Genomic DNA, 16,793 nt, shown 5'->3' with positions numbered 1-16,793 from the left:
GGGTTCGTCCCATTCGGCGCCCCGCGACCTAGACTGGGCGGCGTGAAAGTTCGACGGCTGATCGCCCTGTCCCTGTTCGCCCTGACGGCCACCTTCGGCGCGGCCGCCTGCTCGGCCGAGGGAGCGGGCAGCAAGACCGAGTGCCAGCTCAGCGGCTGCACCATCACCTTCGATCGCGGGGTGAACGCGAAGGCCTCGGTGCTGGGCATCGACGCGGAACTCGTCGCGGTGAACGGCAATACGGTCACCCTGAAGGTCGGCGGTCAGCAGGTCGACGTCCCCGTGGGCGACACCCAGCCCGCCGACGGGTTCAACGTCACCGTGCAGGAGGTCACCGCCGAGAACGTCGTCGTGAAGGTCGCGACGGGCATCACCACCAACTGACCCGCGTGCCGATCAGCGCGCGTGCGCGAGGGTGGTGTGCTCGGCGAGCGCCGACAGCGTGCTGGAGCAGCCCGCGTCCAGGCGCAGCGCCGCCAGCTCGTCGCCCCGCGTGCGCCCGCGGTTCAGGATGACGACCGGTTGCCCTCGCTTCGCGGCGTGCCGGACGAAGCGCAGCCCCGACATCACCGTCAGCGAGGACCCGGCGACCAGGAGCAGGTCGGCGGACTCCACCACCTCGTAGGCGGCGGCGACGCGCTCGCGCGGGACGTTCTCGCCGAAATAGACGATGTCGGGTTTGAGCAGGCCGCCGCAGCGCGCGCAGTCGACCATCCGGAAGGACTCGGTGTCCTCGACCACCGCGTCGGCGTCGGGCGCCACCTCGACGCCGGTCGCCGTGGCCGCGGTGACGAAGCCCGGGTTCGCGGCCTCCAGGCGGTCGGCCAGCGTCATCCGGGAGATCAGCGCCGAGCAGCCGAGACAGCGCACGCGCGCGTAGGTGCCGTGCAGGTCGATGACCTCGCGGTGCCCGGCCTTGGTGTGCAGCAGGTCCACGTTCTGGGTGATCAGGCCGGTCACCACGCCCAGCCGCTCCAGCCGGGCCAAGGCGCGGTGGCCGAGATTGGGGCGGGCGGCGTCCATCCGCCGCCAGCCGATGTGATTGCGGGCCCAATACCGCTGCCGGAAGACCGGATCGCCGACGAACTGCTGGTAGGTCATCGGAGTGCGGGGCGGGGACGCCGGTCCGCGATAGTCCGGGATGCCGCTGTCGGTGGACAATCCGGCGCCGGTCAGCACGGCGACGCGGCGACCGGAGAGCAGCTCCAGCAGCGCCGCGTGCTCCGCCTCGGGGCGGCCCGGGAGCGAGATGTCCGGCATGGATTTCAGGGTACGGATCCGACGCGTCCGCACGGCTACCGGCTCCGGAGCCCGCGCGGTTCTATCGTGTGAGCCAATCGACGCCGACGCCGGTAACCCCCGTCACGTGGTGGCGATCACATCGACCACGCACCCTGCGCAGCCGGTGCCCAATCCGGAAACTCCGAATTGCGCACATTGCTCAACTTTTGACTCGTCTCTTGTTCATATCGCGCCGGATCTACAGACTGGCAAGCGACAAGTGCTCAACGATGCGAAGCGTCCCGGACCGGGAGGCCGAGCGGATGAGGTGGAGACTGATGACCGAGCTCGCCGATCGCGAACTGATCCCAGCCCCCTACGACCTCGCCGACCGTTACCGGGTCGGCGCCGGGACCGTTGTCCTCACCGGCGTGCAGGCGATCGCCCGCCAGCTGGTCGAGCAGCACGTGCGTGACCTGCGCGCGGGCCACCGCGTCGGCACTTTCGTCTCCGGTTACCAGGGCAGCCCGCTCGGCGGCGTCGACAAGATGCTGGCCGGCATGCCGGACGTCCTGTCCGAACACGACATCAGCTTCGTGCCCGGCCTCAACGAGGAACTGGCCGCCACCGCCGTGTGGGGCAGCCAGGCCCAGTTGCCCGCCGAGTCCGCGACCCACGACGGCGTGGTCGGCGTCTGGTACGGCAAGGGCCCCGGCCTGGACCGCGCCACCGACACCCTGCGGCACGCCAACATGTACGGCGTCAACGCCGCCGGCGGCGTGCTGCTGCTGGTCGGCGACGACCCGGCCTCGAAATCCTCCACCGTGCCCGCCGTGAGCGAGCGCTCGCTGGCCGCGATGAACATTCCGGTGCTGTTCCCGCGCAACGCCCGCGAGATCGTCACCATGGGCCTGCACGGCGTCGCGCTCTCGCGCGCCAGCGGCTGCCTGGTGGCGCTGAAGATCGTCGCCGACGTCGCGGACGGCGCCTGGACGGTCGACGGCGCGGTCGGCGACATCGACATCACCGTCCCCGAGATCGTCTGGGAGGGCCGGCCTTTCGTCTACAAGCAGCGGCCCATGGCGGCACCCGCCGACAGCGTCGTCGCCGAGGCCGATCTCTACGGCCCGCGCTGGGAACTGGTGCAGGCCTACAGCACCGCCAACGAACTCGATGTGATCGAGGTGAACCCGCCGCACGCCGCCGTCGGCATCGCCGCCACCGGCACCACCTTCGACGCCGTCCGCCAGGCCCTGCTGGACCTGGGCGTCGAGGACGCCGACCTGATGCGCGCCGGTGTCCGGCTGCTCCGCATCGGCATGCCGTTCCCGATCGCCGGCGAGCGCGTCCGCGAATTCGCCCGGGGCCTGGACCATCTGATCGTCGTCGAGGACAAGACCGCGTTCGTGGAGAACCAGATCCGCGAGATCCTCTACGGCGCCGCCGACGCACCTCGCATCCTCGGCAAGCGCGACCTGGACGGCAAGCCGCTGTTCCCGCAGGACGGCGAGCTCACCACCGGCCGCATCATCACGCCGCTGCGCCGCGCCCTCAACGCGCACCCCGATCTGCTCGGCCTCACCATCAAGCGCCCGCTGCCGCAGCCGCTTTCGCTGTCCGTGCTGCCCGCCAAGCGCGCCGCCTACTTCTGCAGCGGCTGCCCGCACAACCGCTCCACGGCGGTACCGGAGGGTTCGCTGGCCGGCGGCGGCATCGGCTGCCACACCATGGTCACCATGTCCGGTCGCGAGGATTCCAAGGTCCTCGGCCTGACGCAGATGGGCGGCGAGGGCGCGCAGTGGATCGGCCAGGCGCCGTTCACGCAGGTGCCGCACCTGTTCCAGAACATCGGCGACGGAACGTACTTCCACTCCGGCCAGCTCGCCGTGCAGGCTTGCGTGGCGGCCGGAGTCAACATCACCTACAAGCTGCTCTACAACGACGTCGTCGCGATGACCGGCGCGCAGGACGCCGAGGGCGCGCTGGCGGTGCCGAAGCTGACGCACAAGCTCACCGTCGAAGGCGTCGCGCAGATCATCGTCTGCGCCGACGAGCCCGCGAAGTACCGCAAGCGCGATCTCGCGCCGGGCACCAAGCTCTGGCACCGCGACCGGCTCGACGAGGCGCAGCGCGCGCTGCGCGAGGTCCCCGGCGTCACCGTGCTCATCTACGACCAGCACTGCGCCGCCGACGCGCGCCGGCAGCGCAAGCGCGGCACGCTGCCGACCCGCCGCACCCGCGTCGTCATCAACGAGGCGGTGTGCGAGGGCTGCGGCGATTGCGGCACCAAGAGCAACTGCCTGTCGGTGCAGCCGGTGGACACCGAGTTCGGCCGCAAGACCCGCATCGATCAGACCTCCTGCAACACCGATTACACCTGCATGGACGGCGACTGCCCGTCCTTCGTCACGGTGGAACTGCCGGATCCCGCGCAGGCCAAGGCCAAGCGCGCCAAGCCGCGGCATCCGGAACCGCCCGCGCTGCGGCCGCTGCCCCACACCGCCCCGGCGACGACGCAGAACGTCTTCCTGGCCGGGATCGGCGGCACCGGCATCGTCACGGTGAACCAGGTGCTGGCCACCGCCGCGCTGCGGGCCGGATACGAGGTGGCGAGCCTGGATCAGATCGGCCTGAGCCAGAAGGCGGGCCCGGTCGTCTCGCATCTGCGCTTCGTCGCAGGCGAATTGGAGCCGGCCAACCGGCTCACCCCGGGTTCGGCGGACTGCATCGTCGCCTTCGATCTGCTCGCCGCCACCGACGTCAAGAACCTCGGCTACGGCTCGGCCCAGACCACCGTGTCGGTCGCCTCGACCAGCCAGACCCCGACCGGCGACATGGTCTACGACAAGTCGGTGACCTACCCCGAGACCGATCTGCTGCTCGCGCGGCTGGCGGGCGTCTCGCGCTCGGTGCGATCCTTCGACGCGCTCGCCGCGGCGGAGATCCTGTTCGGCAATACCGCCGCCGCCAACTTCCTGCTGGTCGGCGCGGCCTGCCAGACCGGCGGCCTGCGCATCCCGGCCACCGCCATCGAGGAGGCCATCAGCATCAACGGCGTCGCGGTGGCGGCCAACATCGCCGCCTTCCGCTGGGGCCGGGTCGCGATCGCCGACCCGGCTGCCTTCGCGGCGGCGACCACCCGCGCTCCGCGCGCCAAGGCCGAGATCACCGTGCCGCCGGTGCTGTTCGAGGGTTTCACCGCCACCGGCGAAACCCGGCGGCTGGTCGAATTGCGGGCCGCGGAGCTGATCGGCTTCCAGGGCACGAAGGTGGCCCGCGACTACATCGGCACCGTGCAGCGGATCTGGGCCGCCGATCAGGCCGTGGGCCGCACCGAGTTCAGCGAGCAGGTGGCGCGCGGCCTGTACAAGTTCACCGCGTACAAGGACGAGTACGAGGTGGCTCGCCGCCTCACCGACCCGGCGTTTCTGGACGAGGTGAGCGCCCAGCTGCCCGAGGGGGCCAACCTCACCTACAAGCTGCACCCGCCCGTGCTGCGCGCGCTCGGCCGCAAGAAGAAGATCGGCATGGGCCCGAACAGCCACGTCGCGCTGCGCGTGCTGGCCAAGGGGAAGCGGCTGCGCGGCACCAGGTTCGACCCGTTCGGCTACGCCCACGTCCGCAAGGTGGAGCGGACGCTGCTCGCGCACTACACCGCGATGGTGACCGCCCTGGCCGCCGAGCTGACCGCCGAGAACTACGACCGCGCCGTCCAGGCCGCGGCGCTCACCGACGTGGTCCGCGGTTACGAGGACATCAAACTGGCGAACGTGCGGCTCTACTGCGAGCGGCTGCGGGAGCTCGGGCTGGAGCCGCCGCGGGTGTGATTCCCGCTTCCTCCGGCCGGGACCGTCACGGTGTGACGGTCCCGGCCGGAGCTCGTTACCGCACAGCACACCGAACGCGGCCGAATCGAGCACCTATCCGTGTTCGAATGTCGGCTCTTACCAGCGATAAAGGGATATGGGCACTCGATCAGCCCCCGCAGATCGCCGAGACCGCCCCGGACAGCACGGTCAGCCCGTGCTCGAGCTCCTCGTCGGTGATGGTCAGCGGGGGCAGCAGCTTGATCACCTCGTCCTCGGAGCCGGAGGTTTCCACCAGCAGGCCGCGTTCGAAGGCGAGCCGGCAGGCCTTGGCGGACTGGGAGGCGTCCTCGAAGACCAAGCCCTGCACCAGTCCCCGGCCGCGCACCGACAGGCCCGGGAACGCGGCGGCCAGATCCGTCAGCGCGGTGTGCGCGCGCTCGCCCTTGGCCAGCGTGGACGCCGCCAGGACCCCGTCGGACCAGTACCGCTCGAGTGCCACCCGGGCGGTGACGAAGGCCGCGTTGTTGCCCCGGAACGTGCCGTTGTGCTCGCCGGGCGTCCACTGATCCAGCTCGGGCCGGAACAGCACCAGCGCCATCGGCAAGCCGTAGCCGCCGATCGATTTCGACAGCGTGACGATGTCGGGCGTGATGCCCGCGAACTCGAAGGAGAAGAACCCGCCGGTGCGGCCGCAGCCCATCTGGATGTCGTCGACGATGAGCAGAATGCCGCGTGCGGCGCACAATTCGGCCAGTTGCCGCAGCCAGGCGGCCCGGGCCACGTTGACCCCGCCCTCGCCCTGCACCGTCTCGACGATGACGGCGGCGGGCTTGTCGAGCCCCGAGGACGAGTCGTCGAGCGCCTTGCGCATCCAGCGCAGTTCGTCGGCGCCGCCGAGGTAGCCGTCGTAGGGCATCGGCGCGACGTGGATCAGTGGCACTCCGGCGCCGGCGCGCTTGGCGGCGTTGCCGGTGACCGACAACGCGCCGAGCGACATGCCGTGGAAGGCGTTGGTGAAGTTCAGGATCGGCTGCCGGCCGGTGACCTTGCGTGCCAGCTTCAGCGCCGCCTCCACGGCGTTGGCCCCCGTGGGGCCGGGAAACTGGACCTTGTAGTCCAGGCCGCGCGGCTCCAGCACGAGATCGCGCAGCGCCTCCAGGAGATTGCGCTTGGCGACGGTGGACATATCCAGGCCATGGGTGATGCCGTCGCCCGCGATGTACTCCAGCAGCGCGCGTTTGAGCACCGGGTTGTTGTGGCCGTAGTTCAGCGACCCCGCGCCCGCGAAGAAGTCGAGGTAGTCCTTGCCCTGCTCGTCGCGCAGCCAGCTCCCGCTCGCGGTGTCGAACACCGTGGGCCAGGATCGGCAGTAGCCGCGGACATTCGATTCGAGACTTTCGAATACGGTCCCCTGAACCGACCCTTTCGAGCGCTCTGGCAAGCAATCGCTAGCGGCAGTCATCGTCGGTCCTTCCACGAGCGTCAGAGCGAATCTGAAGTGCCTGCGTTTCTAACATTGGCGCGACAGGTCTGTCTCGCTTTTTCCAAAACCGCGCGGAACCCTTCCGCGTGTCCGGGCCCCCGCACTACAGTTGACTGCTTGTGCGCTGCAGTGCGGTGGGGGCAGGAGGACTCTCTGCGGCAGCGAAATTGTGGCGGGCCCAACGGGTCTACCTGCAACTCGCCGTCGCCGGATTTCGCAGGCAGGCCCAGTACAAGCTGGCCATGTTCGCCGGACTCTTCACCAACTGCGTCTTCGGCATGGTCCGGGCGGCCGTGATGCTGGCGGCGGTCCGGGCGGGCAGCGATTTCGGCGGGTACGACGAGGGCACCATCGGCGCCTACGTCTGGCTGTCGCAGGGCCTGCTCGGCGCGATGCAATTCATGGGCCCGCCACTGGAACTGGTGGACCGGGTCAAGAACGGGGACATCGCGATCGATTTCCTGCGCCCCGTCGACATCCAACTGGGCTACCTGGCAGCAGATCTGGGCCGCGCCCTGTGCACCATGCTGCCGCGCGGCATCCCCAGCGTGGCCTTCGGCATGCTCACCTTCGGCGTGGCCATGCCCACCACCGCCGGCCCCTACCTGTGGGGCGCGCTGAGCCTGCTACTGGCGATCACGCTGTCGTTCCTGTGCCTGTTCGCCGTCGGCCTGATCGGCTTCTGGGTGATCGAGACCCGGGGCCTGCGGGTGCTCTATCAGATCTGCGGCACGTTCCTGGCCGGGCTGTTCGTCCCGGTGCACATGTTCCCGGAGTGGTTGCGGGTCGTCGCGCACGCCACGCCGTTCCCCTCCATCCTGCAGACGCCCATCGACATCCTGTCCGGTCGCGTGGGCGGCGGCGAGTCGCTGACTCTGGTTGGTGTCCAGGTGTTCTGGGTCGTCGTGGTCGGCGCGATCGGCCGCATCCTGCTCGCGGCGGGCCGGCACAGACTGGAGGTGCAGGGTGGTTGAGACCCGGATGGCGAGCGCACCGGCGGGCACCTGGCTCACGCCCTACGCCGCCGTGCTGCGCTCCAGGATCCGTGCGCAGCAGGCCTATCGGCTGTCCTTCGTCAGCGAGGTGTTCAGCGCGTTCCTGATCGGCATCGTGGAATTCGCCGAGGTGTGGGTCATCTTCCATCAGGTGCGGGTGCTGGGCGGCCTGGACATGGACGCGGCGCTGCTGCTGTTCGGGTTGAGCAACACCGGTTTCGCGCTGGCCCAGGTGCTGGTCGGGCATCTCGATTCGCTGCCCACCCTGATCCGGCAGGGCACCCTCGACGCCTATCACCTGCGACCACAGCCACTACTGCTGCAATTGATCACCGGCGATATCTCGCTGCGCCGCTTCGCCCGCGCGTCGGTGGCCATGGTGATCCTGGCAATCGGCTTGCTGCGCAACGACATCGACTGGAGTCCGGGCGCGGTAATCCTGCTTACCACTACCCTGTTAACCGGCGTCCTGCTGTTTTCCGGCATTTTCGTCTGTGCGGCCGGTCTGCAGTTCTTCCTGATCGACGGTGCCGAACTGACCAACAGCTTCACCTATGGGGGATCTTTCGCCGCCATGCAGCCAGCGTCCGTTTTTCCCACCCCGTTGAAATTGCTGTTCGGATTCGCCATCCCGGTCGCCTTCACGGCCTACCTGCCCACCATCGCACTGCTCCAGCTACCGGGGCCGGACATTCTGCCTGCCTGGCTGGCGTGGCTGGCGCCCCTGGCCGCACTGTGGGTATGGGCCGTCGCGTTCTGGCTGTGGCGGCTCGGAACCAGGCACTACCAGGGAGGTGGCGGATAAGCGTGGCGGACGGCGATTTATCGGATGCGATCGTTGAAATCGACAACCTGACCAGACAGTTCACGCTGTACCGCAAGAACGGCCGCCGTTGGCGCAGACAGCGCGACACCCTCACCGCGGTGGACGACATGAGCTTCCGGATCGAGCGCGGCGCCGCGGTCGGATACATCGGCGCCAACGGCGCCGGGAAGTCCACCACCATCAAGATGCTGACCGGCATCCTGGTGCCCACCGCCGGCCGCGTGCGCACCTGCGGGCTGGAACCGGTCCGGCAGCGCCGGCAGCTGGCCGCGCGGATCGGCGTGGTCTTCGGGCAGCGGTCCCAGCTGTGGTGGGATCTGCCGCTGCGCGAGTCGTTCTCGATCCTGGCGGCGATCCATCGCCTGGATCCCGACATGACCCGCAAGCGCACCTACGAGCTGGTCGAGCAGCTGGAAATGGCCGAGACCCTGGACACTCCGGTGCGCCAGCTGTCGCTGGGTCAGCGCATGCGCGCGGAAGTGGCCGCCGCCCTGCTGCACTGCCCCGAACTGGTGATCCTGGACGAACCCACCATCGGCCTGGACGTGCTGTCCAAGCAGCGGCTGCGCGAGTTTCTCCGGGCCGAACGGGTGGACCGGGGCACCACCCTGCTGCTCACCACCCACGACATGGGCGACGTGGAGCGCCTGTGCGACCGCGTCCTGGTGGTCGATCACGGCCGGCTGGTCTACGACGGCTCGCTGCCCGGACTCGGCACCACCGTCGGCGCCCGGCGCGTGCTGGTGGTCGACCTGGCCGAGCCCACACCCGACCTGGTCGACCTGCCCTGTCACGCCGAACTGCTCACCAGCGAGGGCGGCGGCATCCGGCAGCGCCTCGCCTTCGACGCGCAAACCACCACGGCCGCCCAGCTTCTGGCGGCCGTGTCGCACCGGGCCGAGGTCCGCGACCTGTCCATCGAGGAGCCCGAGATCGAGGACATCGTGCGCCGGATCTACGAATCCGCGCGCTGAACGATCAGCGAGCCCGGCTCGCGCGGACCCTGATCCAATCGGAACGGCGGATATTCGTCCCGCAGCAGCGAGGCGTACACCTGTACACGCAACGACCAGCGCTGCAGGCCCATGATGAAATCGAAAAGCCGCGCGGGATAGGCGGCGGTGAACAGCAGAGCGATGACGGCGATCAGCGTCAGCAGCGGTTCCAGCGCTATCCAGGACATGCCGTAATCCTCGGAGAACGCCATATATCCGCCGCCCGCGAAAGCCATGACCACCAGATAATGCGGAATGGCCAGCAACCACCATTTCACGAGCACCAGACCGCGGCTCAGCTGGTCCGGATAGTCGACTTCCAGATCGGCCGGATAATTCTCGTCGACGCGCAGGCTGAACGGTGGATATTTGTCGGTGCCCAACGGCGACCAGGCGTAGAAACCCACCCGCCAGCTCCAGCGCAGCACGCCGACGGAGAAGTCGAACAGCCCGCGTGGATAGCGGCCGGTGAACAAGATCGCCAGCAGCGCGACGATCCACACCACGACGTAGGCGATGCCCAGGAAGAACAGCACGATGTAGTGCGGGATCGCGAGGATCCACTTGACCAGCCACATCCAGCGGGACACGGCGGGGTCGAGATCGCCACGGATACGGACGGGGGCGACAGGGGGAACCGGCTTCGCGAGGTCGGGTCCTGTGTCATCAGACGCGGTCATGATCGACGCTCCTTCCCGGGCGCTTCGATACAGCGGGAGAACCGTTGCGGTATGCCCCGATTGTCCCGTACCGGTCAGGCGTTTTCGCGGAAATCGGCCAACCCTGTCGCGGACCCGGGCACAGCGGGCCGGAACGGCAAACCGCCCCCGGCGCCGCAGCGCCGGGGGCGGTCCGAAATTCGGACGCTAGGGGGCTATCAGCCGCCGAAGGAACCGGTGAACAGCGTGCTCAGGATGCCCGACAGCGCGGCGGAGCCGGTGCTGAGCAGGCCGTTCAGGGCGGCGGAACCGGTATCGATGATCACGGGAATCATGTAGAGCAACCTCCATAGTCGGAATCGTCCGCCGGCCGCCTTCGTGGGGCGACCGACACCGCAGACGATGCCGGGGCGGCCTGTGAAAGCACTGACCGCGACCTGATAGCAAACTTAGAGGCGCTGGTGTTTCAAATCACCGTAACGTGACCGACATACGACCGATCGAGCGGATCCGCCCTGGTCATCAGCTCGGCGTCGACCCGTGCGAAGAGTAGAGACTGACCTCGCCGCCCTCGCCGAGAAACGCGTTCACCAGAAGAATTCGCTCCGCGGCCAGATCCTCGGGATGCGGCGACTCGGTGGTTATCGAAATTTGCGGGATCGCCGCCCAGTTCACCACATAGCGCTCCGGCGGCCCGTCGTCATCGGACAACCGCGCGAGCCGGAACACCGACACCGTTTTGCGGACGACGAGGTCGCGGACGACCTCCGCGATTCGCTCGGGGTCTTCCAGCGCGAACATGAAGCCGAATGTCAGCTCGGGCGAGGACACGTACGCAGGCACGAATAGGGAGGTTAGTGCATCCGCGCACGGCACACCGCAGCCGCGCCCAAGGTGGTTGCCACCCATGCGCTCTCGCGCGCACCCGGGATCGGGCGCGCACGGACCGTGTGACCTGCCCGTAACGGACGATAACGATTTCCCGGCAGCTGGTGGTCTTTTACGCTATACGGTTGCACCGGTCCGACTATCGCGCTTTCCTGAATATGTCCCGATTTTCTCGGGCCGTCTTCCTCATCGCATCGTCGCGGATTTCCCGGTTTCTTTGCCGTGCTGGTGGACTGTGTGGGGGGCGTCCGAGGCCCGGGGCTGCGCCGGAGCCGAGGGGTGCCCCTCCCCGAAATCCCCCTCGGCCCTGGCGCATCCACACAGTCGAATCGAAGATCATCACAAGGGCGTGCACCATGCAATACGCCGAGTCTACGGGTTCCCACTCCCGCATCGGAACCGACGAGTTGCCGCATCGCTCAGCGCTGCTACGCGCGTTTCGCGAACCCCACGATCCACTCCTGCGCAGGCATCGCGTCCTGGACGCGGCGCACGAATTGGTCGAATGCCACGAGCGCCGCAGCCGCGCACAGCAGGCCGCGCACGCGGCCGGCGCCGGCCCCGGGTTGGTCGCGGCCTGCAGTCAGCTGGTGGAGGACATCGACGAGAGCCGGCGCGCGCTGATCGCCGCCATCGACGGCTGGGTGGCGACCCACGTCGCGCATCGCTCCGGCGCCTCGCTGCACACCGAGACCCTGGGCGCGGTCATCGATCGGATGGCGGCGAAATGGATTGCGGCGCAACAGGCTCTGGGAATGAACGGGCACGGCGCGCCCCCGCCACCGCAGGTGGACTCCGATGCCCACCTGCAGTGGACCAGGCTGGCCGAACTCGCCGACGGCTACCAGGATCTGATCACCGACGTGGTCGAGCACCGGCGCCGGCTGCCGGTCTGGTGAGCGCCTAGCGGTGCTCGCCGGGCTCGACGATCTCCGGCTCGATGATCTCGGGCTCGACGACGACCTCGGACGGCACGAACGAGCCGGTGGGCACCGTCGGCTCCACCTCCTCGTCGAAGGAGGTGTCGGCGAACTCGCGATCCGACTGTTCGGTCGCGTCCCGCCGGGCCGCCGCGGCCGCCTCGTTCATCTCGATGGCATCGGTGACCCAATCGCCGATCTCCCGGGTCACCTCCGCCACCGTATTGGTGATGATCGAGGCGATATTGCCGACGTGTCTGGCGCCGGAAGCGGTTAATTCCTGAATCAAGTCCTTGTTGCTTTCGAATTTCCCGATCATTCACACACCGACTTCGTTTGCCTTTTGCTGACGCATCACGATAACACCGGGCGTCGGGTCGGAGGCCACCAGCGAAGGCGGCAGCGCGAGCTTGCAAATCTTCCACCACACCGAGCCGACCTGCTTGCTCAACGGGCCGGTGTTGTACGGCAGACCGTATTTCTCACACAGCGCGCGCACCTCCGGAGCCATCTCCGGATAACGGTTGGCGGGCAGATCCGGGAACAGGTGGTGCTCGATCTGGTGCGACAAATTCCCGGACATGATGTGGAACAGCCGGCCGCCGGAGATGTTGGCCGAACCCAGCATCTGCCGGACGTACCACTCGCCGCGGGTCTCCTCGGCCGTCTCCTCCTCGGTGAACGTCTGTACGCCGGTCGGGAAGTGCCCGCAGAAGATGATCGAGTAGGCCCAGACATTGCGGACCAGGTTGGCGGTCACGTTGCCGGCCAGGGTGCTCAGGAACAGCGGACCGGACAGGGCCGGGAAGATCACGTAGTCCTTGAGGACCTGCTTGCCCGCCTTGCGCCACTGCCCGCGCACCAGCTTCTTCACATCCGCCCAGGAGCGCTTGCCGCGCACGATGTTCTCGACCTCGAGATCGTGGCCCATCACGCCCCACTCGAACAGCATCATCAGCGCGAAGGCGTAGAGCGGCTGGCCCAGGCGCAGCGGATTCCACGCCTGCGCCTCGTCCATCCGCAGGATGCCGTAACCGATGTCGCGGTCCTTGTTGTGGATGTTGGTGAAGGTGTGGTGCATGTAGTTGTGCGAGTGCCGCCACTGCTCGGCCGGGCAGACCGTATCCCATTCGAACTCACGGGAATTCAGGTCCGGCTCACGCATCCAGTCGTACTGGCCGTGCATCACGTTGTGGCCGATCTCCATGTTGTCCAGGATCTTGGACACGCTCAGCGCGGCCACCGCGGCCAGCCAGACCGGCGGCAGGAAGCCCAGATACATCAGGCCGCGGCCGGCGATCTCGAAACCGCGCTGCGCCTTGATGATCGAGTAGATGTACTCGCGGTCGCGGTCACCCAGATCGGCGACGACGCGAGCCCGCAGGTCGTCGAGCGCCTTGCCCAGCTCCTCGACCTGATCCGGGCTCAGAACCAGCGGTCCGTCCTTGGTCTCGGTCAGAATAGTCATGAGTTGTCCCCTGTCGTTTGCTCGTCAGACGTCGATGTCGACGTCACCCACCGGCGCGCTGATGCACAACTGGATGGGCTGATCCGGGTCACTGTCGATCTCGCCGGTGCGCAGGTTGCGGGTGCACCCGGTACGGCGTACCGCGGTGCAGGAGAAGCAGATTCCCATCCGGCAGCCGTATTCCGGGCTCAGCCCGGCGACCTCGGCCTGTTCCAGCAGCGGCGCCCCGGAGTTCGCCGCGCTCACACCGCTCGCCGAGAAGCTCACCGTCCCATGGACTTCGGCGTCGTCGACCGGCGCCAGGCTGAGCGTGAACTCCTCGGTGTGCAGACGCTCGTCGAGCTGCTCGGCCTCGTAGACCTTGCGCACCGCGTCCATCAGGGCCTGCGGCCCGCAGACGAAGGTCTGTCCCTCGGCGAACCACGGGGCGACGCGCTCCAATTCGTCGTAGTCGAAGTACCCCATGCCGCTGATCTCGGTGCACGACCGCACGGTGACCGGCTCCAGCTCGTCGGCCGCGCGCCGGCCCGGGTAGCGCAGCTCGATCCGGAAGTTGTCGTGCGCCTGGGCGATCGCGTCCAGCTCGGCCCGATGTGGCACCAGCACCGGCGATTTCGCGTAGTGCAGGAAGGTGACCTGCCCGCGGTAGTCCTCGTCGGCCAGCGTGCGCAGCATCGACAGCACCGGGGTGATGCCGCTGCCGCCGCTGACCAGCAGGATCCGTTCGGGCCGGGCCTCGGGCAGGCGGAAGCTGCCCGCGGCGGGCTCCAGATCGAGGACCATCCCGGGCGCGGCGTGCCGGTACAGATACTCCGACACCAGCCCGCCCGCGTGCGACTTGATCGTGAGCTGGATGTAGCGATCCCGCCGGCCCGCGGGATTCACCGGCGAATAGCACCGTGTGTGCCGGACGCCGTCGATCACCACGCCGATCTGGACGTACTGCCCGGCCACGTGACCCCGCCACTGCCGGGTCGGACGCAAGCTCAGCGTCACCGAGCCCGGCGTCGAGCGACGCACATGGGTGACCTCGGCGCGCAACCGGCGTGCGGTCAGCGTGGGCCGGATCAGTTCCAGGTATCGGTCCAGCGGGTGCGGCGTGGTCAGCGTCTGCACCACATCGATGAGATCCACCATGTTGGTTCTCCGTCCCTCTTTCCGGGCCTGCGGCGTGCGAGCCACATTTTCAGTGCACGCCTGTACACTCAACTAGTGTGACCGATGACCCCGTGTCGGTGTCAACCGGCAGATTGTGTGACCCGAACAACATCCCCAGAAGGTGCGAATAGTGAACGGTTGTATGCTCATCGACATGAACGAGCAGGCAGCAACGCGGAACGAGCGCAAAGAGAGGACCCGTCAGGCCTTGGTCGACGGCACCCTCGCCCTCGCCGCCGAACGCGGATTCGCGGCGCTGAGCCTGCGGGAGATCGCCCGCTCGGCCGGGATCGTCCCCACCGCCTTCTACCGGCACTTCGCCTCCCTCGACGACCTGGGCGCCACCCTGGTCGACGAAGGCGTCACAGCCCTGCGGCTGGCCCTGCGCGAGGTGCGGCGCAGCCCCGGCGGCGGCGTATCCGCTTCGGTCCGCTTCGTTTTCGAACAGGTGAACGGCAAGAGCGACCTGTTCGGCTTCCTCATCCGCGAGCAGCACGGCGGCTCGGCGGCGCTGCGCCAGGCGATCACCACGGAACTGCAACTGATCGTGCGCGAGCTCGTCGCCGATCTCTCCCGCATCTCCGCCCTGGATTCCTGGTCGCCGCGCGATCTGGAGATCGCCGCCGACCTGATCGTCGGCACGGTCGTCCAGGGCATCAGCGGCTACATCGCCGCGCCCGCCCGGGAGCAGAAGTCCGTCGTCGAGCGCACGGTGTCCCAGGTCCGCCTGGTCGCACTCGGCATGGGCGTCTGGAAACCGCAGGGCTAGCCACTCCACCTCCCAACCCGGGCCCACCACGGTTTCCGTGGCGCCCGGGTTTTTTCGGACCACTTGCGCACACCGTTCGCATATGAGTACATTGTTCTACATACGGGAACAGTGTTCGCATCGAACGCCCCGCAGCATGAGGAGCAGCCATGACGAAGAACAGCACCGAGAACAACCGGGCCGACGCGGGCGACTGGGGATCCGGGAAGTCCGAACGCCCGGTCTCCCGGTTCGCGACCGGGCATTGGCAGCACCGGCTGGACGAACTCCGCGCCGCGCACAACGTGCCCGGCGCCGCCTTGGCCGTGGTCATCGATGGTCAGGTGCACGAACTGGCCAGCGGGGTCCTGCACCGCGGCACCGGCGTCGAGGTCACCACCGACTCGGTGTTCCTCTGCGGTTCGATCGCCAAGGTCTACACCGCCACGCTGATCATGCAGCTGGTCGACGAGGGCAAACTGGATCTCGACGCCCCGGTGGTCGATGTTCTGCCCGAGTTCGCGGTGCCCGATGCCCAGGCCACCGAGACCATCACCACCCGCCAGTTGCTCTCGCACACCGCGGGTTTGACCAATGACTTCAATCACGACACCGGCCGGGGCGACGACTGCCTGGCCGCTTTCGTCGAGGCCGCCCGCGACGTTCCGCAGGACTGCCCGGCGGGCACCATCTTCTCCTACGGCGGCATCGGCTACGTGGTGATGGGCCGCATGATCGAGGTGCTCACCGGCCTGACCTGGGACCAGGCCGTCGCCGAGCGCCTGGCCCGGCCACTGGGCGTCGAGCACCTGGTGACATTGCCGGAGCAGGCGCTGAAGTTCCGCACCGCGATGAGCCACCTCGGCGAACCGGGCGTGGACCCCGATCCGGCGCCGGAGTGGGACCTGATGCCGCGCTCGGTGGCCCCCGCGGCCCGGGTCATCTCCAGCGCGGGCGCCATGGCGCGGTTCGCCCAGATGCATCTGAACGGCGGTGTGGCCCAGGACGGTACGCGGGTGCTGAGTGCCGCGAGCACCGCGGCCATGCAGCGCCGCGAGGCGGACTGCCTGGACAAGTGGACCGTCAGCGGCGACGGGCAGGGGCTGGGCTGGGTGCTCAACAACTGGAACGGCGTCGGCGGCTTCGGCCACGACGGCGCGGCCATCGGGCAGTACGGCTACCTGCGCGTCATCCCGTCGGCGAAGATGGCGATCGTGCTGCTGACCAATGGCGGCGGTGCCCGGCAGCTGTACTCGGATCTGTTCCGCGAGTTGCTGGCCGAGCTGGCCGATGTCACCATGCCCGCGCCGTTCGCGCCCGCGGTCGAGCCGCCGGTGGTGGACATCGCCCCGTACGCGGGCGTGTACAAGCGGGCCGGCGTCGTCGTCACGGTCGGCGAGCGCGAAGGCAAGGCGCACATGCTTTACGAATTCGTCGACTCGATGGCCGGCATGTCCCCGCCGCTGAGCATTGATCTGACGCCGGTCAGCGAGACGGTCTGGGCGGGGTCGGGTGCGGGACCGTCCTTCAGCGAAGGCTATATGCCGGTGATCTTCTCGGTGCTGGCCAACGGCGTCCCGTGTGTGATCGTCGGCACCCGCGCGACTCCGAAGGTGGATTGAC

At 68.2% G+C, this 16,793-nt stretch carries 15 protein-coding genes; 8 read left to right on the top strand and 7 right to left on the bottom strand.

Annotation, left to right across the window (positions count from 1 at the left end; genetic code table 11):
* Positions 1 to 42: 42 nt before the first annotated feature.
* A complete protein-coding gene (locus AB0I43_RS09575) occupies positions 43 to 384 on the top strand; it encodes a hypothetical protein (protein WP_356971200.1) in 342 nt (113 codons plus the stop codon).
* Positions 385 to 396: 12 nt separating this feature from the next.
* Here AB0I43_RS09575 and AB0I43_RS09570 read toward each other — a convergent pair whose 3' ends face one another.
* Positions 397 to 1,260, bottom strand: coding sequence for an NAD-dependent protein deacetylase (locus AB0I43_RS09570; protein WP_356971201.1), 864 nt, complete (start codon positions 1,258 to 1,260; stop codon positions 397 to 399).
* Positions 1,261 to 1,559: 299 nt separating this feature from the next.
* On the opposite strand from AB0I43_RS09570, the gene AB0I43_RS09565 reads away from it, so the two are divergent.
* Entirely contained in the window at positions 1,560 to 5,048 is a 3,489-nt protein-coding gene (locus tag AB0I43_RS09565; RefSeq protein WP_356971203.1) for an indolepyruvate ferredoxin oxidoreductase family protein, read from the top strand.
* Positions 5,049 to 5,196: 148 nt separating this feature from the next.
* Here AB0I43_RS09565 and ectB read toward each other — a convergent pair whose 3' ends face one another.
* Positions 5,197 to 6,492, bottom strand: coding sequence for a diaminobutyrate--2-oxoglutarate transaminase (gene ectB, locus AB0I43_RS09560; RefSeq protein ID WP_356971205.1), 1,296 nt, complete (start codon positions 6,490 to 6,492; stop codon positions 5,197 to 5,199).
* A 188-nt stretch (positions 6,493 to 6,680) separates the two neighbouring features.
* Between ectB and AB0I43_RS09555 the strand changes: the two genes are divergently transcribed.
* From AB0I43_RS09555 to AB0I43_RS09545, 3 genes are read left to right on the top strand one after another with little or no spacing between them, the layout of a single operon-like run.
* On the top strand, positions 6,681 to 7,487 hold the full coding sequence (locus tag AB0I43_RS09555) for an ABC-2 family transporter protein (RefSeq protein ID WP_356971206.1): 807 nt from the start codon (positions 6,681 to 6,683) through the stop codon (positions 7,485 to 7,487).
* Positions 7,480 to 8,313 carry an ABC-2 family transporter protein gene (locus AB0I43_RS09550; protein WP_356971207.1) on the top strand — a complete coding sequence of 278 codons (834 nt, stop codon included), beginning with the start codon at positions 7,480 to 7,482 and terminating at the stop codon, positions 8,311 to 8,313. The genes AB0I43_RS09555 and AB0I43_RS09550 overlap by 8 nt, the downstream gene beginning before the upstream one ends.
* Positions 8,314 to 8,315: 2 nt before the next feature.
* Complete coding sequence (locus tag AB0I43_RS09545; RefSeq protein WP_356971209.1) at positions 8,316 to 9,308, top strand: ATP-binding cassette domain-containing protein; 993 nt, start codon at positions 8,316 to 8,318, stop codon at positions 9,306 to 9,308.
* On the opposite strand, the gene AB0I43_RS09540 is transcribed toward AB0I43_RS09545, so the two are convergent.
* Both AB0I43_RS09540 and AB0I43_RS09535 read right to left on the bottom strand, forming a co-directional pair.
* Positions 9,290 to 10,009 carry a DUF4389 domain-containing protein gene (locus AB0I43_RS09540; RefSeq protein ID WP_356971210.1) on the bottom strand — a complete coding sequence of 240 codons (720 nt, stop codon included), beginning with the start codon at positions 10,007 to 10,009 and terminating at the stop codon, positions 9,290 to 9,292. The genes AB0I43_RS09545 and AB0I43_RS09540 overlap by 19 nt on opposite strands.
* A gap of 501 nt (positions 10,010 to 10,510) precedes the next feature.
* Entirely contained in the window at positions 10,511 to 10,789 is a 279-nt protein-coding gene (locus tag AB0I43_RS09535) for a hypothetical protein (protein WP_356971212.1), read from the bottom strand.
* Between the two features lie 443 nt (positions 10,790 to 11,232).
* Here AB0I43_RS09535 and AB0I43_RS09530 point away from each other — a divergent pair, with 443 nt between their 5' ends.
* On the top strand, positions 11,233 to 11,775 hold the full coding sequence (locus AB0I43_RS09530) for a DUF4254 domain-containing protein (protein ID WP_356971214.1): 543 nt from the start codon (positions 11,233 to 11,235) through the stop codon (positions 11,773 to 11,775).
* Positions 11,776 to 11,779: 4 nt separating this feature from the next.
* On the opposite strand, the gene AB0I43_RS09525 is transcribed toward AB0I43_RS09530, so the two are convergent.
* From AB0I43_RS09525 to AB0I43_RS09515, 3 genes are read right to left on the bottom strand one after another with little or no spacing between them, the layout of a single operon-like run.
* Positions 11,780 to 12,085 carry a hypothetical protein gene (locus AB0I43_RS09525; RefSeq protein WP_356971215.1) on the bottom strand — a complete coding sequence of 102 codons (306 nt, stop codon included), beginning with the start codon at positions 12,083 to 12,085 and terminating at the stop codon, positions 11,780 to 11,782.
* A gap of 30 nt (positions 12,086 to 12,115) precedes the next feature.
* Positions 12,116 to 13,264 (bottom strand): acyl-CoA desaturase, encoded by a 1,149-nt coding sequence (locus AB0I43_RS09520; protein WP_356971217.1) that lies wholly within the window; start codon positions 13,262 to 13,264, stop codon positions 12,116 to 12,118.
* A 24-nt stretch (positions 13,265 to 13,288) separates the two neighbouring features.
* A complete protein-coding gene (locus AB0I43_RS09515) occupies positions 13,289 to 14,401 on the bottom strand; it encodes an FAD-binding oxidoreductase (RefSeq protein ID WP_356971218.1) in 1,113 nt (370 codons plus the stop codon).
* A 175-nt stretch (positions 14,402 to 14,576) separates the two neighbouring features.
* Here AB0I43_RS09515 and AB0I43_RS09510 point away from each other — a divergent pair, with 175 nt between their 5' ends.
* Both AB0I43_RS09510 and AB0I43_RS09505 read left to right on the top strand, forming a co-directional pair.
* Positions 14,577 to 15,191 carry a TetR family transcriptional regulator gene (locus tag AB0I43_RS09510; RefSeq protein ID WP_356971220.1) on the top strand — a complete coding sequence of 205 codons (615 nt, stop codon included), beginning with the start codon at positions 14,577 to 14,579 and terminating at the stop codon, positions 15,189 to 15,191.
* Between the two features lie 149 nt (positions 15,192 to 15,340).
* A complete protein-coding gene (locus tag AB0I43_RS09505) occupies positions 15,341 to 16,792 on the top strand; it encodes a serine hydrolase domain-containing protein (protein WP_356971222.1) in 1,452 nt (483 codons plus the stop codon).
* Position 16,793: the final 1 nt, after the last annotated feature.

The sequence above is a fragment of the Nocardia sp. NPDC050435 genome (genome assembly GCF_040655395.1).
Taxonomy (GTDB): domain Bacteria; phylum Actinomycetota; class Actinomycetes; order Mycobacteriales; family Mycobacteriaceae; genus Nocardia.
Note: the sequence above shows the minus strand (reverse complement) of the source record. Positions and strands in the feature narration are given on the sequence as shown.